The sequence below is a fragment of the Sphingopyxis sp. genome (assembly GCF_965227415.1).
Taxonomy (GTDB): domain Bacteria; phylum Pseudomonadota; class Alphaproteobacteria; order Sphingomonadales; family Sphingomonadaceae; genus Sphingopyxis.
This window is the reverse complement of the sequence record NZ_OZ245749.1, coordinates 3,236,501-3,258,599: the sequence shown is the minus strand read 5'-3', so window position 1 is coordinate 3,258,599 and position 22,099 is coordinate 3,236,501. Positions and strand designations below refer to the sequence as shown.

The 22,099-nt window shown below is 64.0% G+C and carries 18 protein-coding genes and 2 pseudogenes; 16 read left to right on the top strand and 4 right to left on the bottom strand.

Features of this window, described 5'->3' with window-relative positions:
• Positions 1-131: 131 nt before the first annotated feature.
• From ACO055_RS15835 to ACO055_RS15825, 3 genes are all read left to right on the top strand, one after another.
• Positions 132-2,477, top strand: a complete 2,346-nt coding sequence (locus tag ACO055_RS15835) for a hypothetical protein (RefSeq protein WP_422059791.1) — start codon at positions 132-134, stop codon at positions 2,475-2,477.
• A 40-nt stretch (positions 2,478-2,517) separates the two neighbouring features.
• Complete coding sequence (locus ACO055_RS15830) at positions 2,518-3,891, top strand: glutamate--cysteine ligase (protein ID WP_422059790.1); 1,374 nt, start codon at positions 2,518-2,520, stop codon at positions 3,889-3,891.
• Between the two features lie 1,178 nt (positions 3,892-5,069).
• The gene (locus ACO055_RS15825) at positions 5,070-7,328 is read left to right on the top strand and encodes a TonB-dependent receptor (RefSeq protein ID WP_422059789.1); all 2,259 of its coding nucleotides are present in this window, start codon (positions 5,070-5,072) and stop codon (positions 7,326-7,328) included.
• Positions 7,329-7,370: 42 nt separating this feature from the next.
• Here the strand turns inward: ACO055_RS15825 and ACO055_RS15820 are convergent, their stop codons facing one another.
• Complete coding sequence (locus ACO055_RS15820; protein WP_422059788.1) at positions 7,371-8,768, bottom strand: methyltransferase family protein; 1,398 nt, start codon at positions 8,766-8,768, stop codon at positions 7,371-7,373.
• Between the two features lie 240 nt (positions 8,769-9,008).
• Here ACO055_RS15820 and ACO055_RS15815 point away from each other — a divergent pair, with 240 nt between their 5' ends.
• Both ACO055_RS15815 and ACO055_RS15810 read left to right on the top strand, forming a co-directional pair.
• Entirely contained in the window at positions 9,009-10,205 is a 1,197-nt protein-coding gene (locus tag ACO055_RS15815; protein ID WP_422059787.1) for a M23 family metallopeptidase, read from the top strand.
• A gap of 1 nt (position 10,206) precedes the next feature.
• Positions 10,207-10,596 (top strand): bactofilin family protein, encoded by a 390-nt coding sequence (locus tag ACO055_RS15810; protein WP_422059786.1) that lies wholly within the window; start codon positions 10,207-10,209, stop codon positions 10,594-10,596.
• Between the two features lie 7 nt (positions 10,597-10,603).
• Here ACO055_RS15810 and ACO055_RS15805 read toward each other — a convergent pair whose 3' ends face one another.
• Both ACO055_RS15805 and ACO055_RS15800 read right to left on the bottom strand, forming a co-directional pair.
• Positions 10,604-10,909 (bottom strand): DUF1905 domain-containing protein, encoded by a 306-nt coding sequence (locus ACO055_RS15805; protein ID WP_422059785.1) that lies wholly within the window; start codon positions 10,907-10,909, stop codon positions 10,604-10,606.
• Positions 10,909-11,784 (bottom strand): annotated as a pseudogene (locus ACO055_RS15800) (YifB family Mg chelatase-like AAA ATPase); the annotation flags it as partial. The pseudogene ACO055_RS15800 and the gene ACO055_RS15805, both read right to left, overlap by 1 nt.
• 78 nt (positions 11,785-11,862) lie before the next feature.
• On the opposite strand from ACO055_RS15800, the gene ACO055_RS15795 reads away from it, so the two are divergent.
• The 8 genes from ACO055_RS15795 to istB all read left to right on the top strand — a co-directional run bounded on the left by ACO055_RS15795 (position 11,863) and on the right by istB (position 19,008).
• Positions 11,863-13,452 (top strand): recombinase family protein, encoded by a 1,590-nt coding sequence (locus ACO055_RS15795; RefSeq protein ID WP_422059784.1) that lies wholly within the window; start codon positions 11,863-11,865, stop codon positions 13,450-13,452.
• A 218-nt stretch (positions 13,453-13,670) separates the two neighbouring features.
• Positions 13,671-14,201 (top strand): hypothetical protein, encoded by a 531-nt coding sequence (locus ACO055_RS15790; RefSeq protein WP_422059783.1) that lies wholly within the window; start codon positions 13,671-13,673, stop codon positions 14,199-14,201.
• 38 nt (positions 14,202-14,239) lie between these two features.
• Positions 14,240-14,434 (top strand): DUF6771 family protein, encoded by a 195-nt coding sequence (locus ACO055_RS15785; RefSeq protein WP_422059782.1) that lies wholly within the window; start codon positions 14,240-14,242, stop codon positions 14,432-14,434.
• Between the two features lie 342 nt (positions 14,435-14,776).
• Positions 14,777-15,289: a hypothetical protein gene (locus ACO055_RS15780; RefSeq protein WP_422059781.1), complete on the top strand. Its 513-nt coding sequence runs from the start codon at positions 14,777-14,779 to the stop codon at positions 15,287-15,289.
• 12 nt (positions 15,290-15,301) lie between these two features.
• Positions 15,302-15,952 (top strand): SOS response-associated peptidase, encoded by a 651-nt coding sequence (locus tag ACO055_RS15775; protein WP_422059780.1) that lies wholly within the window; start codon positions 15,302-15,304, stop codon positions 15,950-15,952.
• Positions 15,953-16,319: 367 nt separating this feature from the next.
• Positions 16,320-16,667: a Bro-N domain-containing protein gene (locus ACO055_RS15770; RefSeq protein ID WP_422059779.1), complete on the top strand. Its 348-nt coding sequence runs from the start codon at positions 16,320-16,322 to the stop codon at positions 16,665-16,667.
• Positions 16,668-16,778: 111 nt separating this feature from the next.
• On the top strand, positions 16,779-18,293 hold the full coding sequence (gene istA, locus ACO055_RS15765) for an IS21 family transposase (protein ID WP_422059577.1): 1,515 nt from the start codon (positions 16,779-16,781) through the stop codon (positions 18,291-18,293).
• Positions 18,280-19,008 carry an IS21-like element helper ATPase IstB gene (istB, locus tag ACO055_RS15760; RefSeq protein ID WP_095385564.1) on the top strand — a complete coding sequence of 243 codons (729 nt, stop codon included), beginning with the start codon at positions 18,280-18,282 and terminating at the stop codon, positions 19,006-19,008. The genes istA and istB overlap by 14 nt, the downstream gene beginning before the upstream one ends.
• A gap of 731 nt (positions 19,009-19,739) precedes the next feature.
• Here istB and ACO055_RS15755 read toward each other — a convergent pair.
• Positions 19,740-20,378: pseudogene (locus ACO055_RS15755) on the bottom strand (magnesium chelatase domain-containing protein); the annotation flags it as partial.
• Positions 20,379-20,505: 127 nt separating this feature from the next.
• Between ACO055_RS15755 and ACO055_RS15750 the strand changes: the two are divergent.
• Genes ACO055_RS15750 through ACO055_RS15740 form a run of 3 tightly spaced genes read left to right on the top strand, consistent with a single transcriptional unit; the run spans position 20,506 to position 22,088 of the window.
• Positions 20,506-21,144 carry a TetR/AcrR family transcriptional regulator gene (locus ACO055_RS15750; protein WP_422059778.1) on the top strand — a complete coding sequence of 213 codons (639 nt, stop codon included), beginning with the start codon at positions 20,506-20,508 and terminating at the stop codon, positions 21,142-21,144.
• 29 nt (positions 21,145-21,173) lie between these two features.
• Positions 21,174-21,614, top strand: coding sequence for a VOC family protein (locus tag ACO055_RS15745; RefSeq protein WP_422059777.1), 441 nt, complete (start codon positions 21,174-21,176; stop codon positions 21,612-21,614).
• Positions 21,615-21,656: 42 nt separating this feature from the next.
• Positions 21,657-22,088: a VOC family protein gene (locus ACO055_RS15740; RefSeq protein WP_422059776.1), complete on the top strand. Its 432-nt coding sequence runs from the start codon at positions 21,657-21,659 to the stop codon at positions 22,086-22,088.
• Positions 22,089-22,099: the final 11 nt, after the last annotated feature.

The window sequence follows — 22,099 nt, the reverse complement described above, 5'->3', positions numbered from 1 at the left end:
CATAATTGCTGCCAATCTGGCAGCGTTTAACTCCATATTAGTCATATCCGTCCCAAAGCGGCGCCATGCAACGGCGGGACCAAAGCCGAGATCGCTGGCGTGGGGGCCAGCGCACGCTGTCAGGACGGACATTGACCCTGTTCGTCTGGCTGGCGTCGGCGCTCGCCGTTGCACCCCCGCCCGCCTACGCCCAGCGCGTGATCGTGAACCCCTCGTTCGAATCGAACGATCCGCAGGGGCCCGGCGCGGCCAATTATGAAATCTACTCGAACGGATCGGTCGCGGGCTGGGATTCGGCGTCGGGCGAGATCGAATTGTGGGATACGGGCTTCCAGGGCGTCCCGGCCTATGACGGGTCGGTATTCGCCGAGATGAACGCGAACGTCCCGGGTGCCTTTTACCAGAATATCTGCATGGTGAATGGCGAGACGATCGGCTGGACCTTTGCACATCGCGCGCGGTCGGGCGGCCCCGCGACGCAGACCGCCAGCTTTCAGATCGCCAATAGCAGCGGCACGCCGATCCAGAATCTTGCGACCCAGGCCTCGACGGTCAACAATATCTGGAACGTGAACAGCGGGTCGGCGACCTACACCGGCACGTCGGGGGTCCAGCGCGTCCAGTTCATCACCACCGACCCCGGCAGCTACGGCAATTTCCTCGACGACATCCGCATCACGCTCAATCCGTTCGTCGAGCTGTCGACCGCCAGCGCGTCCGGGGTCGAATCGATTCCGTCGGCGAATGTCCCGGCGCTGCGCGTCAGCGGCACGCTGTTCACCGCGCGCACGGTCAATGTCAGCATCACAGGCGGTACCGCGGTGCGCGGCACCGATTATACGACGCCGGGCGGCGGGGCGAGCTTCACCGTCACGATCCCGGTGGGCACCTATAACAACACCACCGTCCCGCTCGGCATCGCGATCATCGACGACACCGCGACCGAGAGCAGCGAGACGATCCAGATCGCGCTGGGCACCGGCTCCGGCTACACGGTATCGAGCACGTCGAGCTGCGGCGGCACGCCGATCACGGCCAGCACCTATACGATCACCGACAATGACTCGCCCGTCGTTCTGGCCAAGGCGTGGACCAACGGCATCGCGAACGACGCGGTCGGCCTGGCGATTTCGGGCGGTCTCGCCGCCGTCGCCGGGACCTCGACGGTCGGCGGCAGCGCGACGAACGCAACCTCGGTCGCTATCGCCGGATCGACGCTGACGCTCACCGAAGCCTTCACTGCGGGCAACGCCGTCAATTACAACAGCAGCCTCGAATGCCGGCGCAACAGCGACAATGCGTTGGTGGCGACATCGGGCACCGGGCTCAGCCGCACCGTCGTCATGCCTTCGGGATCGGCGCTGACCTGCACCTGGACGAACAGCCGCAAGAGCGCGACCCTTGTCGTCCGCAAAAGCTGGGTGAACGCGCTGGTCGCCGATGCGGTCATCGTCGCGACGAGCGGGCTGATCAACAACGCCAGCCTTGCCTCGGTCGCCAACAGCGCGACCGAGACCGATACCAACGCTGCGGTCACCGTGTACGCCGCCGAAGCCGCAACGCTGGGCGAGACGTTCACGGTCGGCAATGGCGCCCATTACACGCAAGCGCTCGCGTGCACCGGCAATGCGACCGCGCTGTCCGGTGCGGTGCTGACGGTGGGCGCCGCCGACACGGCGATCATGTGCACCTTCACCAACAGCCGGATCGCGCAGCAGATCCGCCTTGCCAAGGCGTGGAGCGGCGCGACGACCGGGCACACGGCCAGCGCCACAACCAGCGGCGGACCCGCGAACCCCAGCTTCGCCTCGACCGCGCCGACGGCCACCACCGGAAGCTTCGTCACCGTCCGCGCGGGCGACGTCCTGACCCTGCCTGCCGAAAGCTATGGCGGCGGCGCGGTGGCGGCGCTCTATAATGCGACGGTCGAATGCACCGGCGGCAGCCCGCTCGCGAGCGGCGCGACCGGCCGTACGCTGACGATCGCGGGCAGCGTTACCGCGACGACCTGCACCTATACCAACGCCTATGTCCTGCCGCTGTCGATCGCCAAGACGTCGACCGCGTACAGCGACCCGTTCAACGGCGCGATCAATCCCAAGCTGATCCCTGGCGGCTTCGCGACCTATACGCTGACCGTTACCGCACCCGCGGGCACGGCGCCGAGCAGCAACAGCGTGATCGTCTCCGACGCGATTCCCGCAAACCTCAGCCTGTTCGTCGGCACCTATGCGCCGGGACCGGGGCCGATAGCCTTCGGCGCCGGGGCAAGCGCCCTCAGCTACAGCTTTGCCAGCCTCGCGAGCACGACCGACGATCTCTCCTTCTCGAACAATGGCGGCGCAAGCTGGACCTATGTGCCGGCACCCGACGCGAACGGCGTCGATGCCAATGTCACGAATATCCGCATCAATCCGAAAGGCAGCATGGCGCCGGGATCGAGCTTTACGGTCAATCTCCGCGCGATGGTCCAATAGCGGCGATTGCTTTTTCCGCGATTGCTTTTAAGGGCGCGGAATGAGCACGCGGACGGTTTCAGATCAAAACGATCCCATCATCGAAAATCGCGACCAGCTCGCGGTTCCCATGGCCAAGGGCGAGAAGCCCAAGGAACGCTGGCGCATCGGCACCGAGCACGAGAAATTCGTCTATCGCACCGCCGATCATCGCGCCCCTTCCTATGACGAGCCGGGCGGCATCCGCGACCTGTTGATGGCGCTCACGCGCTTCGGCTGGGAACCGGTGATCGAGGGCGGCAACGTCATCGCGCTCGCGGGCAGCGACGGCACCGTCAGCCTGGAACCCGCGGGCCAGCTCGAACTGTCGGGCGCCCCGCTCGAAAACCTCCACCAGACCTGCGCCGAAACCGGCCGCCACCTGAAGCAGGTGAAGGAAGTCGGCGCCGAACTCGGCCTTGGCTTCCTGGGCGTCGGCATGTGGCCCGACAAGACGCGCGCCGAGCTGCCGATCATGCCCAAGGGCCGCTACAAGATCATGCTCGACCATATGCCGCGCGTCGGCACCATGGGCCTCGACATGATGCTGCGCACCTGCACCATCCAGACCAACCTCGACTATAAGAGCGAGGCCGACATGGTGCAGAAATTTCGCGTGTCGCTGGCGCTCCAGCCGATCGCGACCGCTTTGTTCGCGTCGTCGCCCTTCACCGAAGGCAAGCCCAACGGCTTTATGTCGTACCGCAGCCATATCTGGACCGACACCGATCCGGCGCGCACCGGCATGCTGCCCTTCGTGTTCGAGGATGGCTTCGGCTATGACCGCTATGTCGACTATATGCTCGACGTCCCGATGTATTTCGTCTTCCGCGACGGCAAATATATCGACGCTGCGGGCTTGAGCTTCCGCGACTTCATGCGCGGCGAGCTGTCGGTATTGCCCGGCGAGCTGCCCAGGCTGTCCGACTGGAACGACCATCTTTCGACCGCCTTCCCCGAAGTGCGCCTCAAAAGCTTCCTCGAAATGCGCGGCGCCGACGGCGGCCCATGGAACCGCATCTGCGCGTTGCCCGCACTGTGGGTCGGTCTGCTTTATGACCAGGGCGCGCTCGACGCAGCGTGGGATCTGGTCAAGGGCTGGAGCATCGAGGAGCAGCAGACGCTGCGCGACGCCGTCCCCAGCGAAGGCCTCGACGCGCCCGCGCCGGGCGGCGGTACCGTCGGACAGCTTGCGCATCGCGTCCTCGATATCGCGGCTGCCGGCCTCGCCGCGCGCGGCGAAGTCAATTCGATGGGCGATAACGAGGTTGGCTTCCTCGAACCGCTGCGCCGCATCGCCGCGAGCGGCAAATCGCCTGCGCACGACCTGCTCGACCGCTACGAAGGGCCGTGGAACCACGACCTGGCGAAGATCTACGACGAGCTGAGTTTCTAGATAGCTACGGCGCCTTTGGGATGGCGAGCCGTCATCACTCTATTCCAAAGTTCAGGAAAGTTCAGCCTCGTGCGGCCCGCGGTTTGTCGCGTTCCGCCGACAGGCTGCGCCTGGCTTTTGCCGCTATCCGTAACCGGCAGCGATCGCTTTTTTCCCATGTTCAAAGAGCCGGGACAAAGGCTGGCACAGCCGAATAATGTAGGACAGCGTTTTTTTGGTGCGCGGCGAATGGCCGGTTAGGGGTGGGGAGCGGCGTCACCCACCTTCGTCATCCCGGACTTGATCCGGGATCCACGGCTGCACCGTCGTCATGGACCCCGGATCAAGTCCGGGGTGACGATCAATTGGGCGTCCGGTTAGGGTGGTGAGTGGACGGTCGCGCGACCCAGCGTGCTCCCCGGCGAAGGCCGGGGTCCAGGGCGTTGCAGAGCCGGCGTTGCGTTCGCGCGCACTGGACCCCGGCCTTCGCCGGGGAGCACATCACAATCGTCCGCAATGGGTCGTTAGCTCTCCGTCATGCTGAACTTGTTTCAGCATCCACGGCCTGACCTCTCCTTTCGCGCCGCGTCGACGGAAACGGCAGCCCATGGATCCTGAAACAAGTTCAGGATGACGATGCTATAAATGTCGCGTTCCGGTCGAAAGCGGTCATCGCGCTCTTCGTCATTGCCGCGAAAGCGGGACCTAGCGACCCAGCGTGTTCCCCCGCGAAGGCCGGGGTCCATGACCCAGCGTGTTCCCCGGCGCAGGCCGGGGTCCAGGGCGTTCGACAGCCGACGTTGCGTGCGCGCGCTCTGGACCCCGGCCTTCGCCGGGGAACACGTCAACATCGTTCGCAATCATTCGTTTGCCAGGGTTCCACACGGACCAGCAGCGGGAGGCCGAAGCGGGTGGAGAGCGATCGTCTTCTCCCTCGTCACCCCGGACTTGATCCGGGGTCCATGGCTGCCGTGGCGATCATGGATCCCGGATCAAGTCCGGGATGACGATGATGGAGAATGGCCGCAATCGGTCGAAACCGGTCGCCATCACCCCCCCAAAGTGCAGCAAATCGGCAACACTGCTGACACGAACGTCAGCGGCGCGCGCTTCCGCAATTGATCGAGAGCGCGCCGGAAGCCAAAGAGCGATTGGTATTTCCGCTCTCCCATCTCTCACTCTGTTTCAGGAAGCTCGCCATGCGCCATTTTCCTTCGGCCACCGCTATAGCGTTTGTTCTCGCCTCGGCCGGCTGGGCCGCGCCCGCCGCCGCACAGGATGCCCCCGCTGCTGAAGAAAGCGGCCTCGGCGAAATCATCGTCACGGCGCAGCGCCGCGAAGAAAGCCTGCAGGACGTGCCCGTCGCGGTCAGCGTGCTGTCGGGCGATACGCTGAGCGCGATCACCTCGACGGGCTCCGACGTTCGCGCGCTTGCGGGCCGCGTGCCCAGCCTGAACATCGAAAGCTCGTTCGGCCGCACCTTCCCCCGCTTTTATATTCGCGGGCTCGGCAACACCGATTTCGACCTCAACGCCTCGCAACCGGTCAGCGTCGTCTACGACGATGTCGTGCTCGAAAATCCGATCCTGAAGGGCTTCCCGATCTTCGATCTCGACCGCGTCGAAGTGCTGCGCGGGCCGCAGGGCACGCTGTTCGGCCGCAACACGCCCGCGGGCATCGTCAAGTTCGACACCGTCCGCCCCGGCAAGACCGGCGGCTATGCGCGTGTCAGCTATGGCCGCTATGGCACCAGCCAGGTCGAGGTTGCGGCGGGCGCCGCCGACGACAACGGCTTTTCGGTCCGTCTGTCGACCCTGTTCCAGCATCGCGACGATTGGGTCGACAATGTCGCGACGACGGCGAAAGAGGATCTGGGCGGCTATGACGACATCGCCGCGCGGCTTCAGCTTCAATATGAAAGCGGCCCCTTCACCGGCCGCGTCACCGGCCAGGTCCGCATCTATGATGGCTCGGCGATCATCTTCCGCGCCAACACCCAGGTTCCGGGCAGCAACCATCTGGTCGGCCTCGGCGGGGCGGGCACCGCGTTCGAGCGCGACAAGGTCTATCAGGACGGGCTGAACTTCCAGAAGCTCAACACCTATAATGTCGGGCTGAACCTCGAATATGATTTCGGGCCGGTGACCGCCTATTCGGTCACGTCCTACTGGAACGGCAATTTCCGCAGCCGCGGCGACATCGACGGCGGCTTCGGCGCAGTGTTCCTGCCGGTATCGGGTCCGGGCCTCATCCCGTTCCAGGCGCAGAGCCAGGACAATGTCCCCAGCCTCGACCAGTTCACGCAGGAACTGCGCATCGCCTCGAACAACAGCGGCGGGCTCGGCTATCAGTTCGGTGCCTTCTACTTCGACGAAAAGCTCGACATTTCCAGCTTCGAGTTCGGCGGTCCGACCGATGCGACTCCGTCGGCGATCGCGATCCAGCGTCAGGACAGCGAAGCCTATGGCCTCTTCGGCTCGGTCAACTATGCGTTCGACAATGGCTTCAAGCTGCAGGCCGGCGCGCGGTACAACCACGACACGCGCGATTTCGTCGCGTCGCGTCCGGTCGAGACGCGGCCAATCTTCGTCGTCAATCCGAACACCCCGGTCCCGCCGCAGGCTGCCAACGTCAAGGGCAAGCTGCTGACGTGGGACGCCAGCGCGACCTATGAGGCGTCGGATGCGCTCACCGTCTACGCCCGCGTCGCGCGCGGCTATCGCGCGCCGTCGGTGCAGGGCCGCTTGACCTTCTCGCGCGCGATCTCGACCGCCGACCAGGAAGAGACGATGTCGTATGAGGCAGGGATCAAGACGGCGTTCCTCGACGACCGCGTCCGCTTCAACCTGACCGGCTATTATTTCGACACCAAGGACCTTCAGCTCACGGCGGTCGGCGGCACGTCGAACGTGGCCAGCCTGCTCAACGTCGATGCCAAGGGTCATGGCGTCGAGGCCGAACTGCAGGCCGCGCCGGCAAAGGGTCTGACCTTCTCGGTCGGCGGCGCGTGGAACATCGCCAAGATCGACGATAGCAATGCCTTCGTCGCGGGCTGCGGCTCGGCAACGCCCTGCACCGTGCTGGACCCGGTTCGCGCGGGCAGCCCCGGCATCTATTCGATCGACGGCAACCAGTTGCCGCAATCGCCGAAATGGACGCTCAACTGGACCGCCGGCTATGAAATCCCCGTCGGCAATGGCGCCATCTATGCCTTCACCGACTGGTATTATCGTTCGAAGATCCAGTTCTTCCTGTATCGTTCGGTCGAATTCTCAGACGACAAGCTGATCGAGGGCGGCCTGCGCGTCGGTTACAAGACCGATCGCTTCGATGTCGCGGGCTTTGTCCGCAACATCACGAACGACGCCTCGCCGACCGGCGGCATCGATTTCAACAACATCACCAGCTACGTCAACGAACCCCGCATCTGGGGCGTCGAGGCGGGCTTCAAATTCTAAGCATGGGATCCTCCCTGTCGCGCAGCGATGGGGAGGATCGGATCAGGCCACCGGCCCCACGCGCGGGTCGGGTTCAAGGCGGATCCGCGGGCGTGAACGGCCCGCCAGTTTGGCGAACAGCCGCGGCACCGGTGCATGCGCCTGCGCCCAGTTCCAATAGGCCTGATACGCCGGATCGGCCAGGAGATGCTTCTCCTCGGTCTTGGCGCGCCAGTAATAGACGCCGCTGACCGCCGCGAGCAGCAGCGTGTTGCGCACCGCCTCGATCGGCCCGCCTGCGGTCACGAGGAAGGGCAGCGAGGCGACCCACCAGCTGAGGTTCTTCGACACATAGGCCGGATGCCGCGTGAACTTGTACGGCCCGTGCGTGATCACGCCGCGATGCGTCAGGTTCGAAAAGCGGATGCCGAACGCCATCGTTGCCCAGGCATAGACCGAAACGAGCAGAAACAGCACGGCGGCCCAGATCATCAACAGCGTGTGGTGACCCTCCAGCCAATAGCCCCAGTCGGCGCCGTTGACCTGATAATCGAGCGGCCCGCCGTTCATCAGGATGAAGGGCGGATAGCAAACCAGCGCCGCGATCCAGCCCATGAAATAGGGGTTCGCCGTCCGGATGTGCGAATCGAGCGGCTTCATCGTCAGGATATAGCCGACGGTCGCGATATGGACGTCGACCAGATAGAGGATATTGATCGTCCAGATGCCGGTCATATAGGGGTTCGCGAGCACGTCGCTCATCTCGACCGACACGAGCGACGAGAAATTGCCCGGCACGATCGACAGCATGAAGGCCGTGAAAAAGCCCTTCACCGCCCAGGCACGAAAATGGTGCGCGATCGCGCGGCCATCGACCGCCTGTCCCGGCGCAATCATCCAGCGACCGAACTGATAGCAGCCGTCGCGCGGTTCGGTCATCCGGCGGTCGAGCCAGAGGATATACGGAACCGAGACGAGCAGCAGCCACGGCGCCGCGCGTTCGAGCAGGGTCATCGAGAAAGCGTAATTGCCCTCCCAATAATAGCGCATCATCGCGTAGAAGCCGGCGATCAGCGCCCAGGTCGCCCACAGGCCCGCAAGCTTGGTCAGGCTGATATCGAGGGTCTCGCGCCACGGACGGCGCAGCGCCCAGTCGATCCCCGTCGAAGGATTGCGGTGCACCTTGTCGACGAACAGCGACCACAGCACCATCGGCATGCCGCAGGCGAGCACGCTCGCGATCGCCGAATTCGGCCCGTCCATCCGCCCGCGCTGGCCCCAGTCGACGCCGAGGAATGCCGCGACCTCGGGCGCATAGCGGGCGATGAAAAGATAGGTCATCAGCCCGATCAGCCCGACAATCCCGACGCCGGCGCTGACGGCCGATCGCGGGCGCTGCGTGTCGGCAGTCACCTGTTCTTCCAAGGCATTTGCACCGTCGGCGAGCGCGATTTTGGGCATATGGGTCACCCCTCTCCCTTAGCCCGAAATGGTAAGCAAGCCGTCAATGATAACAGGCGATTCGCGGCGCGATATCCCGCCAGAATGGCAGTGGTTGCACCCTCTGACACCGTTCACCGCGAGTCATGTTCGACTCGGCGCGAGTCGCCGCTCAAAGATTCGCAAGGGGTCAATCGGCCTGATACAGCGCCGATCAATCGGGGCGGAGGGCTCCAAAATATAACAAGATGGGGTCGCCACTTGTCTTCGAAATATATGGGTCTGCGCGATTTGCGCCAGCGGATTTCTGCGCTGTTTCAGGACCATGAAATCTTCATTCGCACGCACGGCAACGTGCGGTTTCTTCGTATCAGCGCGGTCTGGCAAAAGCGCGTTGCGCTGATCGCCGGCGCGGTGGTGTTGCTGTGGGCCGGGATCACCCTGGCGATTCTCGCGAACCAGCTTCTGACCTCGGGCGAACGCGCCGACGTCGCCGAAAAGCAGGCCGCCGCAGCAGCAGCCGAAGCGCGCATCGCCAAATATCGCGACAATGTCGCCGAAAGCGTCGCCGATCTCGACGAGCGGCAGGAGCAGCTCGAACAATGGTCGAAGGATCATTTCGGCGTCGAGCCTGCCGCGGCAGCGCCCGAAGCGGCGACCGAGGCCAAGGCTGCCCCCGCCGCGCTCGAAACGAGCGCGATCGATCCGAACCTGCCCCCCGAAGCGCAGATGCTCGCGCGGCTTGAAAAGCGGCAGGAGGCCTTTGCCGGCCGCCTGCTCGCCGCCGTCAACGAACGCGCGGCGAAAGCCGAAGTCGCGGTTGCCCAGCTTGGGCTCGACCCCAGGTCGCTCGTCCGCAACGCGGCGGCCGGCCGCGGTGGTCCTTTCATCCCGTACCGCGGCAAGATGGCGAAAACGAAAGCCTTTGGCGCCTCGTTCGCGGCGCTCGAAGGCGCGCTGTTCCGTATGGAAGTGCTCGAGCGCACGCTGGTCGCAGTGCCCTCGGGCAAGCCGGCCGACGTGCTGATGCTCTCGTCGAGCTTCGGCTATCGCAGCGATCCGTTCACCGGCGCGGGCGCGATGCACGCCGGGCTCGATTTCCCCGGGCCGCTCGGCACGCCGATCGTCGCCGCCGCTCCGGGCCGCGTCACCTTCGTCGGGCAAAAGTCGGGGTACGGCAATGTCGTCGAAGTCGATCATGGCCAGGGCATCCTGACCCGTTATGCCCATCTTTCGGGTTTCACCACTGCGGTCGGCAGCCAGGTTGCCGCCGGCCAGCAGATCGCCAAGATGGGTTCGACCGGCCGTTCGACCGGCAGCCATCTGCATTTCGAAGTTCGTTTGAACGGTGTCGCGGTCAATCCGCGCCGTTTCCTGGAGGCCAAAGCCGATGTTCTCGAAGTCAAAGACGACGCCCGACAGCGAGTCGGGGCCCTCGCAGCCAGCAGTGCCCGCTAAGATGGCAAGCGGTGCGCGCCACACGACCTTCTCGGTCCTGGGATCGGATGTCGTCATCACCGGCAATGTGTCGGCGAGCGTCGATCTGCACATTGACGGCAAGATCGACGGCGACCTCAAATGCGCGAACCTTGTCCAGGGCGAGGCGAGCGAGCTCAAGGGCGCAGTCGTGGCCGAAACCGCAAAGATCGCGGGCTTGCTCGACGGGTCGATCGAAGCCAAGACGCTGATCGTCCATGCGACCGCCCGCATCACCGGCGATGTGATCTATGAAAGCATCACGATCGAAAATGGCGGCAAGGTCGAAGGCAAGCTCAGCCATCGCCGCGCCGGAGCGGTCAAGGCGGTGCCGCCGCTCGAAGTCGTCGGAAACAAGTCGCTCGGCATCTGACCGGCGATCAGCGAGCGGGTCGGCCGACCCGCATCGTCACCGCGATGCGGTCGCCCATCGCGATAGCTTCCGCCTTTTGCACCGCGACCTTGACCGGCAGCAGATAGCCCCCGTCGCGCGGGAACAGCGAGGTCGTGAAGTCGGTCGCGCCGATCCGCGCGGTCACCGGCACGACGCCCCAGCCATAGCTTTCCGACAGCGCCGCATAGCGGATAACGGCGATATGCTCGTCGGGAATGACCGCGAACAGATAGGGCGGTGGGCCGCGCCACTCGATGATCACCGCGTCGAATGCGATGGCGTCCACCGCCATCAGTTCCGCGGCGCCTGGCGCCGATAGCTCAGCGCCTCGGCAACATGGATGCGGCCGATCGCGTCGGCACCCGCCAGATCGGCGATCGTCCGCGCGACCCGCAAGATCCGCGTATAGCCCCGCGCCGACAGGCGCATCGCCTCGGCCGCCTGCGCCAGCAGTTTTCGCCCCGGCTCGTCGGGAGTCGCGACCGCCTCGAGCAACGCGCCGTCGATCTCGGCATTGGTTCGCGCTTTCTGATCGGCGTAGCGCGCGGTCTGGACAGCGCGCGCCGCCGCGACGCGCGCCGCGACGTCGGCGCTGCCCTCGGCGGGCGGCGGCAGGACGAGATCGGCGGCGCTCACGGCCTCGACCTCGACATGCAGGTCGATGCGATCGAGCAGCGGCCCCGACAGCTTCGCCTGATAATCGGCGGCGCAGCGCGGCGCGCGGCTGCACGCGAGCGCCGGGTCGCCAAGATGGCCGCAGCGGCACGGATTCATCGCCGCCACCAGTTGGACGCGCGCCGGGAAGGTGACATGCGCATTGGCGCGCGCAACGCTGACCTCGCCCGTCTCGAGCGGCTGGCGAAGCGAATCGAGCACGCCGCGCTGGAATTCGGGGAGTTCGTCGAGAAACAAGACCCCCAGATGCGCAAGGCTGACCTCGCCCGGCCGGACGCGCAACCCGCCGCCGACCAGCGCAGGCATCGACGCCGAATGGTGCGGGGCACGAAAGGGCCGCGCGCGCCTCAGCCGGCCGCCGTCGAGGCTGCCCGCGACCGAGGCGATCATCGACACTTCGAGCGCTTCGGCAGGCGTGAGGTCGGGCAATATTCCCGGCATGCACGCCGCCATCAGGGATTTGCCCGAGCCCGGCGGCCCGCTCATCATCAAGTACGAGGCGTTGAGACCCGGAATTACTCCGGACTTCCGGCGATGAAAACGCGCCGGTTTTCCAAAGGAACTCAACGCATGTTGCAACTCGCAAACTCCCCCGGCACGCTCATCGCTCTTCCCAAGGTTTACAGTTACACCCGTTTCAGCACGCCCGAGCAAGCCCAAGGCGACAGCTATCGCCGCCAATCTGACGCGGCTGGCAAGTGGGCGGATGCCAAGGGGCTGGCGATGGACAACCGCCTGTCGCTTCATGACCTTGGCGTGTCCGCATATCGCGGCGCGAACGCCGACACCGATAGCGGCCTTGGCGGCTTCCTCCATGCTTGCCGCGAAGGTCTCATTCCGCACGGCTCTTATCTTCTCGTGGAGAGCCTCGACCGCATATCTCGCATGACACCCCGCCGCGCTTCCCGGCTGGTTGACGACATCGTTGACGCGGGCGTGACGATTGTCACCCTCAACGACGGGCAAGAGTACAATGCCGCGCGCCTCGACGGCGACCCTATGGCGCTCATTGTCTCCCTCATGGTCTCGTGGCGTGCCCATGAAGAGAGCAAGACGAAGGGGCGCCGCGTGGCTGCCGCATGGCAGGAGAAGCGGCGGCAAGTCGCCTCTGGTCAATGCAGCCACTACACCCTTAGAGGCCCCGCATGGCTCCGCCGGTCTCCCGAGGGATGGGAGCTGGAGCCTGACCGCGCCGAAGTAGTCCGCCGCATCTATCGGGATGCCATCGGCGGCATCGGGGACCATTCCATTGCCCAAGCATTGAACGCCGAAGGCGTGCCGGCGATGGGGCGCGGGATGATGTGGCACCGCTCGACGGTCTGTAAGATACTCGGCAACGTCTCCGTCATCGGCACGCTTGTGCCGGGGTATCTCGACTACTCGTCGGGCAAGAAGCGGCGCGCGTATGAAGAGCCTGTTGCGGACTTCTACCCCGCCGCCGTCTCGCTGGCGGACTGGACCGCTGTTCGTGCGATAAAGGACGGCAGCATCGCCCGCGCGCGGGGGAAGTCGGCCGCTGGTCCCGTTCAGAATATGATCGCCGGACTCGCGCGCTGTCCTGACTGCGGCGCCGCCATGACGCGGGTCTATAAAGGAGACCGGAAGAAAGCAGGATCGCCGAAGTTGGTTTGCACCAAGGCGAAGCTCGGCGCAGCCGCGCACGGCTACGTTTCGGTATCGTTGGAGGCCGTCCACGATGCCATCGCGAGCGGGTGGGCCAAGTTCATCGACGACATCCCTGCCGGTGATCGCGCACCGGAGCTTGATCGAGAGGCACAGAGTCTGCGGGGCGAAATAGCGGGGACAGAGGATCACCTAACGGAACTCCTCGAACTTCTCGACTGCAAACCCTCTCTCGCTTTGTCGGCGCGCGTACAGGCGGCGGAAGCGAGCCTAACGGCCCTGCATTCGTCCCTCTCGGCAATTGAGCAGTCGCGAGCGGTTGCCGATCATGGCCTTGTACATTCTCGCCTAGAGGGCCTTGCTGCGGCCTTTGAGGTTGAGGAGAGCGAGCCGCTGGACTTCGGGAAGATCAACGCGGCGCTTCGGCTGCTCTTCTCTGGCGTCGTCGTGGACCATCGGACGGGTTGGCTGCGCTTCGATTGGCGTCAAGGTGGCTCTACGGAAGTCATTTACACCATGCCAGCCGATGCAACGTAAGGCCCACTTTTGAATCCCTTTAGGGCCGCGAAGGTCTCGGGGGGCACTCGTGTACCGCTCGCGTCCGCTTTGGTATTGTGGCGTCGAAAGAGGAGGCGTTACGCTGGCCTATTCGATACCATATCGGTTGAGCTTCCATCCGCCCTTGTCCCTTTTGGCCGTTTTCTTCACTCAACCCGGTGATAGTCGTGCAATGGGGATACAGGGGGAGAGGGCGGATGGATTACGCCGAGTTTAGATCGACGAGGGCCTCCAATGCGCTCACTGGCTTGGGGCTTCTATCCTTCACCGCGTGCGTGGTTTATGTCGGTTTCTTCATGAACGAGACGGAGTTTCTCGGCACACGAGCGCGGCGCGGTGGCTTCCTTAAAATCATAGAACAGACCATCGGCTGGGAGCTATTCGTCGCTTTGCTGTTGGCGTTTGCTGCATGGGCTGCGGTCTATGGGGTCGTGTCCTTATGGAAGGCTGTGGACTCGACGCCGGATGTGACGGCCCTGCCCGATCGTTTGGAGTTTCATCCTGCTGTGAGGGGTGCGCCCGCTAGCTATAGCGAGATTTCGCACTGGTCCGTGGAGATCGTCAGCGGGCATCCGGTGCTGTGGCTGCATTTCCACGAGAAATATTGGTCACTCCAAGGACTATGGAAACGGAAGACCGTGAAGCTGGAAGGCGATAAAGAGCAAGTGACCCCGTTGTTTGAGTTCCTCTGCAATCATCCAATCATGCGGGAAAAGTTCGTTCGATAGCCCTTGCCTGTCTGTTCTTCTTATGTTCTCTTAATTGAATGGAACGACTCGATCCCGCCCGCATAGCCGACACCATCCTCTCCGCCCCCGGATGGGCGAGGCTTGGCATCACCGCGCCTGCGGCGCACCTTCGCGAAGACGCGGCGCACGAACTTGCGCGCGTAATTCTTGCCGAGCTGGACGTTTCGCCCCGCGAGGGCCCCGAAGGGGACCAGCTAGGGTGGTCGTTGTGACGTGGGCGGCTGGACGAGAGACGGACAGCGCCGCGCTTCTCACCTCTTCGAAGCCGCCGCGTGGTATCAGGCGGTCAAACCTGTGTGTCAGTGCGGCCATAGCGCGACTTTCGATCCCTACGGGATATGGTGGCGCTTTCAGTGCAAGATGTGGGACGATAGTCTCTGGAAAGCCCGCGAGAAGTTTTGGTGTTCGCGATGCAAAGCAAGGACCGGGAAGCGCGTCCGGCCAATCCGGCTCGACTTGGTCAAGCCCGGCCCCGATGACATCAAGCTTCCGATGCCGGACGAGCGAGAATGGAAGCGAGCAGTAAGTCGCTTCCGCGCATAGGAGAGTGTCCGATGGACATTGAGAACGACGAGGCCCTTTCGGGCATTGGCAAGCAACACCGCGTAATGATTTGGGACGGGCACCAAGAGCGCGAGAAGGAACTTCATTGGGGCCTGCCTTCACGCGATCCCGAGGTGTTCCAAATACCGCTCCTGAAATCGGAGACGGCAATCATCGACCGCCCGTGCCTGCTCCTCGCCAATGAGTTCGGATTGGTGAAACGTGGGAAGACGATCTACGCGGCGAGCCTCATTTCCGATGAGCCCTTTTTCTGCATCGCGGCCGTCTGGCGTCCCGGCGGTCGCGATTGGCCAGATAGCTTCGCGGCGCTCACCGTGCCAGCATATGATGACCTTGCGCCCCACAAGGACCGCCACGTTGCCGTCGTGGCCCCCGACGACTGGTTCGACTGGCTTATGGGCGCGCGTCCGCCGCTGGACATTCTCCGCCCGTTCCCCAAGGGTAGTTTCAGCATCATGCCGCCGATCCAGCAAAACTTCGACGAGTTGCTTGGGGCGGCCTAGAAGGGACCGCCTATGTGCAACTTGGTCACCCTGAAATCGTCCGTTGACGAGGTTGCATCGCATTTCAAAGCACGGCGCCCACAGGCAACAAACGCATCCCCCGGCGACGTCTATCCCGGCGGGCAGGGTTTTGTCGTCCGGAGCGATTCCGGAGAGCGCGTTGTACAGGCGATGACATGGGGCTTCCCGGTCAGGCTCAAACATATGAAACCGACCAGCAAGCCGAAGCCGGTCAACAACGCCCGCGACGACAAGCTCCTGACCTTCTGGCGTCCTTGGTTCACCAACCCGGCGCAACGATGCCTCATCCCGTTCACCTCGTTCGCCGAGGCGGAGGGCGAGAAAGGAAAGATGACTCGGACGTGGATCGGCGTTGCCGACCAGCCTCTAGCCGCGTGGGCGGGCCTGTGGCGCCCGACCGATGAATGGGGCGACTGCTATACCGGCGTCATGGTCGATGCGACCGAGGAGCTTTGGCATATCCACGACCGTATGCCCGTCATCCTTCGGCCCGAGGATCACGACACTTGGCTTCACGCCCCGGCGGAAGAAGCAATGGCGCTTGTCGCGAAGTACCCGGCGGAGATGCTGACTGTGGAACGGAGCAGCGATCCGTGGTTTGCGCGCAAGTCTTCAACGCCTGACGCGCCCGCGCTGCTCTGACCGTGCGCCCGTGGCCTGACCCTCAACACGACCGCCCGGTGAGATTGTGGGAGGTCGCTGCCGTGTCCATCACCGTGGCGGCGGGCGTCCTATTGACCGTAGTTGGTTGGCTGCGCTGAAACCCGCAGAAATCCTACCCATTCTGAAAAAGGGCAATTAGTCCGGACTATCGGACAGAGATACTCTCTCCGCCCCCCGGTCAGATATATGGGTCACCTTAAAGGGCACCTACAGGGACCGTCACGGCCTTGAAGGCTCACCTAAACACCTCCTACAGACCTAGCCTCTGGTTAGATGGAGGGTGGATGAAGGTGGCCTATAGGACCGCTCGGGGCCTGTCAGCTCACCCGTTCAGGACATCACCGACATGGACATCCTCCACCCGATCACCCTCGACTATACCGGCAACGCCATTCGGGCCGTCATCATCGAAGGGCGCCCTTGGTTCGTCCTTTACGACGTGTGCCGCGCTTTCGCTCTCCATCTGAAAAACGGTATTCCGCAGGTGGACCAACCGGCCCGAAGGATTGCCGAAGGGGACATGCGGCTCGTTCGCGTGCAGACCGGCGGAGGCCCGCGCCCTATCCGATTGACTTCGGTTCGCGGTCTCCACGAAGTCGTGCGGTCCAAATCACGACGCGGCATGGTCCCCGTCAACTCGCCTTCACCAGCCGCCACCGATCGCTTCCGCCAGTGGGTTGAAGGCGAAGCCTGAGGATCAGCGTGCAATAGGCACCCCCGTCGGGGGGTGATCGGCGTGTAAAAAGGACCCCTTCATCCCGAGGATTTAGGCGGCTGACTGGTTTGATCAGTTGGCGAGAACGGGATGTTGGTAGTGGAGACAGTGGTTCGGATTCGGCGTGAGCATGCGTCTGGGAAGGCGATCAAGGCGATCGCCCGTGATCTTCGGTTATCGCGCAAGGTGGTCCGGAAGGCGATCCGGTCGCCGGAGGCGGTGTTCAACTACCAGCGCACAGTCCAGCCTTTACCGCGGATTGGCCCCTATCAGGAACGGCTCGATGTGCTTCTCGAGGAGAACGAGGCGCGAGGTCGCCGCGACCGGCTGCGGATGACGCGTATCCATGATCTGCTTGCGCGCGAAGGGTTCGAAGGTTCTTATGATGCGGTGCGCCGCTATGCGGCGCGCTGGCGTGTGACGCGCCGGAAGGATGCGGGCGAAGGTGCTCCGGCCTTCATCCCGATGACCTTCCATCCTGGCGAGGCTTATCAGTTCGACTGGAGCCACGAGGATGTAGAGATCGCCGGCAAGCCGATGCGGGTAAAGGTTGCGCACGCTCGTCTCTGCGCATCGCGCACACCTTACGTCCGGGCCTATCCGCGTGAGAGCCAGGAGATGCTGTTCGATGCTCATGCTCGGGCGTTCGCTTTCTTCGGCGGCGTGCCCCGGCGCGGTATCTACGATAATATGAAGACGGCGGTGACGAGCGTGTTCGCCGGTAAGGAGCGCGTGTTCAACCGCCGCTTCCTGATCATGACCGATCATTACATGGTCGAGCCGACGGCCTGCTCACCAGCAGCGGGATGGGAGAAGGGCCAGGTTGAGCAGCAAGTCCAGACGATCCGGGGCCGCTTCTTCCAGCCGCGGCTTCGGTTCGCCAGCCTAGCCGAGCTCAACGGGTGGCTGGAGGCGGAGTGCCGACGCTGGGCCGAGCATCACGCCCATCCCGAGCGCAGCGACATCACCGTCGCCGAGGCGCTGGAGATGGAACGACCGGCCCTGCAGCCGATCCTGGCACCGTTCGACGGCTTCCATGAGAGCGAGCACGCCGTCACCGGAACCTGCCTCATCAGCTTTGATCGGAACCGCTACTCGGTCATGTCGACGGCCGCGCGCCGGACCGTGCAGGTGCGTGCCTATGCCGATCGTATCGTCATCCGTTGCGGCGAAGAGATCGTCGGGGAGCATGAGCGCCACTTCGGTCGGAACCGCACCATTTACGATCCTTGGCATTATCTGCCGGTCCTCGCGCACAAGCCCGGCGCGCTCCGTAATGGCGCGCCGTTCCAGGACTGGGATCTGCCGCCCGCGCTGCATCGATTACGGCGAAGGTTGGGCGTCGGGGACGAAGCAGATCGCAGGTTCGTGCGGGTCCTCTCGGCGGTGCTCACCGATGGTCTGGAGTTGGTCGAAGCTGCCACGCGCGAAGCGCTGGCGACCGGAACGGCCAGCGACGAGCTGATCCTCAACATCCTCTCGCGGCACAGCGAGCCGGCGACGCCCCATAGCATCGTCACCTCGGAAGACCGGATGCTGCGCCATCCTCCGGTTGCCGACTGCGCTCGCTATGATCTGCTGCGAGGCTATGATGCAGCGGCATGATATGATCGATACGATGCGTGGCCTTGGCCTCAAGGGTATGGCTGCGGCGTTCGACGAGGCCGTCACCACCGGCCTCCAACGCAAGCGCACCATTATGGAGATACTGACCGACCTGCTCCGCGCTGAAGCGACCCACCGGGATGCAGCCTCGATCCGTTATCGCATGACGGCGGCCAGGCTACCCGTGGTGAAGGATCTGGAGCGGTTCAGCTTCGACGGCACTCCGATCAATGAGGAGATGATCCGGTCCCTTCATGATGGCTCCTTCCTGCCATCCCGGCGCAATATCGTGCTTGTCGGCGGCACGGGGACGGGGAAGACCCACCTTGCCATCGCGATCACCGCCAATGTCGTGCGAAGAGGCGCTCGCGCCCGCTACTTCAACACCGTCGATCTGGTGACACGCCTCGAAGAGGAGACCCGGATCGGCAAGGGCGGGACCCTGGCGGCGCAGCTGTCGCGGCTCGACCTGATCGTGCTCGACGAGCTTGGATATCTGCCGTTCGCACGCTCGGGAGGGCAGTTGCTGTTCCACCTCATCAGCAAGCTTTATGAGCGCACCAGCGTCATCATCACCACGAACCTCGCGTTCGGCGAGTGGCCTACCGTCTTCGGCGATCCCAAGATGACCACGGCGCTGCTCGACCGCGTCACCCACCACTGCGATATCGTCGAGACGGGCAACGATAGCTGGCGCTTCAAAAACCGCAGCTGACCGCCACCTTCGCCGCCTTCAAAAATCTATCTTGCGCTGCGTGCGCCTCCGGTCGGGCTACGCCCGACCTCCGCCGCACGCAGCGCAAGGCTCACCTCAACAAACCCCCATCATATCCGCAAGGGGGTCCTTCTTCGACGCCGATCGGGGGTCCCGTTTGAACGCCGTTTGACACCTAAGTTCCAGCCCTCGCGCCACCTTCCGAAGATGAGCGTCTCTCTCCATGCGTACTCCGGGGGGGCCTTCTCGTCGTCGATATGGGCAATCGCCGTGTGGCGTAGTTTTACCAGACGGGCATGGGCTGCCTTGGCCTCATCGGATAGATTAGCGGTGACCTTGATCGAGCCGCGTCCCCCTCCCCGCCCGTCGTCGTCCGTCGCGCGTACATAGAGTAGCACTCCGGTGGTGCTAAGCGCGGTTTCGATTGACCTTCGGCGAGTTACATCCGTCGAGCCGCCGACGTTAAGCGAATGCTCCAAAGCCTCGACTTGATCTTGGGCTAGTCGCAGATCGGACACACACGATTGAGCGCTCTTCGCTGCGCGCAGCCTTCGCAACACTATCGTGTATGCTGCCACCCCCTCCAGTTCCGCAGCCAGCCCGGCAACGTCTAGCAGTTGCTCCTGTTCCATCAACAACACGTCCCTCCGCACACGATCAATCTAGTGGCGCTCACAGTGCGCGACAACGCGAAACTAGAATCGACAAGGAGGTCTTGAAGTCCACAACGGGATCAGATTATGCGCTCCCGCTGCGGCAATCTCGAGCGCGCGCTTTGCCGTTTCCTGTCCCTTCACCTGGCGAAGGTCGACGCTGCGCACGGGCGCCTCGACTTCGCCCGCCACCGGCGGCGACAGGATCGCATGGCCTTTGAAATGATTGAGCAGCGACAACAGGTCGGGCGCGCCGAGCACCTCGACATTGCCGGCCCACGCTGCCTCCGAGCCCTGCGCCGCCGGACAGATCAACCCGCGCTCGACGCTGCCCGCGTGAATCGCCGCGAGCAGCACGCCCGGCGACGGCGCAACGCGCCCGTCGAGGCCAAGCTCGCCGACCACCACGTAGGACGCAAGCGTCTCGGGGTCGATCACACCCATCGCGCCCAGCAGCGCGAGCGCGATCGGCAGGTCATAGTGCGACCCTTCCTTGGGCAGATCGGCGGGCGACAGGTTCACGGTGATGACCTTGGGCGGCAGCGACAGCCCGATCGCGGCGATCGCGGCGCGCACGCGCTCGCGGCTCTCGCCGACCGCCTTGTCGGGCAGGCCGACGACGACGAAGCGCGGTATGCCCGGCGTGATCTGGCACTGCACCTCGACCCCGCGCGCTTCGATGCCAAGATAGGCAACGGTTGAAACGATCGCGACCATGATCCCCCTTTGTTCTCTCGTCCTCTTAGGCCAGGCAGCGGTAAGGTCGAGTCTTTTTGGCGCCGTATTGGCGCGGTTCGCCGTGACCGGTTTGACAACATACCAACTGGTCGGTATGTCGAGTCGCATGAACCCGAATCAGGCCCTGCCCGAACCAGCCTCGCCCCGCGCCCCGCGGGGCAGCGCGCGCGCCGCGCTGATCGAGGCCGCGCATCGCACGGTGCGGCGACAGGGCTATGCTGCGACGACGGTCGACCAGATTTGCGCCGAAGCCGGTGTGACGAAGGGCGCCTTCTTCCACCATTTCGTGTCGAAGGAAGCGCTCGCCGTTGCTGCGGCCGAGGCGTGGACCGAGCGCGCGCGGCCGATGTTCGAGATGCTGCCCCATGTAAGGCTTGCCGACCCGCTCGACCGGCTGCTCGGCCATGTCGATTTCCGCTTCTCGATGCTCGACGGGCCGGTCGAGGAATTCACCTGCTTCGTCGGAACGATGGTGCAGGAGGCTTTTGCGACGAGCGACGCGATCCGCGCGGCGTGCGAGGCAAGCATCAACGCCTATTGCGAGGCGCTGGCCCCCGACATCGCTGCGGCGATGGCGAAATATGGGACACCCGAAGGCGTCACCGCGATCGGCCTCGCCCAGCATGTCCAGGCCGTGCTGCAAGGCAGCTTCATCCTGGCCAAAACGACGAACGATCCGGCGATTGCACAGGAAAGCGTCACGCATCTGAAGCGTTACATACGGATGCTGTTCGGCAAAATTTGACGATATTCCACAGGAGAGGAGTGCCCCCAATGTCCGAGTCCCCCAAAATGATCTTCGTGAACCTTCCGGTCGCGGATCTCGCCCAATCGAAGGCGTTCTACGAAGCGCTCGGCTTCACCAACGAACCGCGTTTCTCCGACGACACCGCTGCCGCGATGGTGTGGTCAGAATCGATCTTCGTGATGATCCTGACCCACGACAAATGGAAAGGCTTCACCGACCGGCCGATCGCCGCCCGCGGGTCGAGCGAAGTCTCGCTCGCGCTGGCGCTGGACAGCCGCGAAGCCGTCGATGCGATGGTCGAGGCGGGAGCCGCAAACGGCGGCACCGCCGACATCAACCCGATCCAGGATCACGGCTTCATGTACGGCCGCGACCTGCTGGACCCCGACGGCCATGTCTGGGGACCGTTCTGGATGGACCCTGCGGTCGCCAATGGCGAGGCGCCGGTCCCCGACGTCGGCGCCTGACTGCGCCGTCCTGCCCCCCCCAACAAAAGACGGAGAAAAGAAATGCCCCAGATGATTTTCGTGAACCTGCCCGTCAGCGACCTCGACAGGTCGAAGGCCTTTTACGAAGCCGTCGGCGCGGCGAACAATCCCGCCTTCACCGACGAGACGGCCGCCTGCATGGTGTTCAGCGACGTGATCCACACGATGCTGCTGACGCATGAAAAATGGGCGACCTTCACGTCGAAGGCGATCCCCGACGCCCACACGACCGCGCAGGTGTTGCTCTGCGTCTCGGCCGACAGCCGCGATGCCGTGGATGGCCAGGTCGACAAGGCGGTGAAGGCCGGCGGCAAGGCGGACCCGACCCCGACGCAGGACTATGGCTTCATGTACGGCCGCAGCTTCGAGGATCCCGACGGCCATATCTGGGAAGTGATGTGGATGGACCCGACGGCCATTCCCGCCGGCGAGCCCGCCGAAGCGGCCGCCTGACAACAGAATAA

Coding starts and splice junctions, on each gene's coding strand:
- ACO055_RS15740 (WP_422059776.1), top strand. CDS start 21,657: ATGCCCCAGATGATTTTCGTGAACCTGCCCGTCAGCGACCTCGACAGG.
- istA (WP_422059577.1), top strand. CDS start 16,779: ATGTTGGTAGTGGAGACAGTGGTTCGGATTCGGCGTGAGCATGCGTCT.
- ACO055_RS15790 (WP_422059783.1), top strand. CDS start 13,671: ATGGATTACGCCGAGTTTAGATCGACGAGGGCCTCCAATGCGCTCACT.
- ACO055_RS15780 (WP_422059781.1), top strand. CDS start 14,777: ATGGACATTGAGAACGACGAGGCCCTTTCGGGCATTGGCAAGCAACAC.
- ACO055_RS15770 (WP_422059779.1), top strand. CDS start 16,320: ATGGACATCCTCCACCCGATCACCCTCGACTATACCGGCAACGCCATT.
- istB (WP_095385564.1), top strand. CDS start 18,280: ATGCAGCGGCATGATATGATCGATACGATGCGTGGCCTTGGCCTCAAG.
- ACO055_RS15795 (WP_422059784.1), top strand. CDS start 11,863: ATGTTGCAACTCGCAAACTCCCCCGGCACGCTCATCGCTCTTCCCAAG.
- ACO055_RS15825 (WP_422059789.1), top strand. CDS start 5,070: ATGCGCCATTTTCCTTCGGCCACCGCTATAGCGTTTGTTCTCGCCTCG.
- ACO055_RS15775 (WP_422059780.1), top strand. CDS start 15,302: ATGTGCAACTTGGTCACCCTGAAATCGTCCGTTGACGAGGTTGCATCG.
- ACO055_RS15745 (WP_422059777.1), top strand. CDS start 21,174: ATGTCCGAGTCCCCCAAAATGATCTTCGTGAACCTTCCGGTCGCGGAT.
- ACO055_RS15820 (WP_422059788.1), bottom strand. CDS start 8,768: ATGCCCAAAATCGCGCTCGCCGACGGTGCAAATGCCTTGGAAGAACAG.
- ACO055_RS15830 (WP_422059790.1), top strand. CDS start 2,518: ATGAGCACGCGGACGGTTTCAGATCAAAACGATCCCATCATCGAAAAT.
- ACO055_RS15810 (WP_422059786.1), top strand. CDS start 10,207: ATGGCAAGCGGTGCGCGCCACACGACCTTCTCGGTCCTGGGATCGGAT.
- ACO055_RS15750 (WP_422059778.1), top strand. CDS start 20,506: ATGAACCCGAATCAGGCCCTGCCCGAACCAGCCTCGCCCCGCGCCCCG.
- ACO055_RS15785 (WP_422059782.1), top strand. CDS start 14,240: ATGGAACGACTCGATCCCGCCCGCATAGCCGACACCATCCTCTCCGCC.
- ACO055_RS15805 (WP_422059785.1), bottom strand. CDS start 10,909: ATGGCGGTGGACGCCATCGCATTCGACGCGGTGATCATCGAGTGGCGC.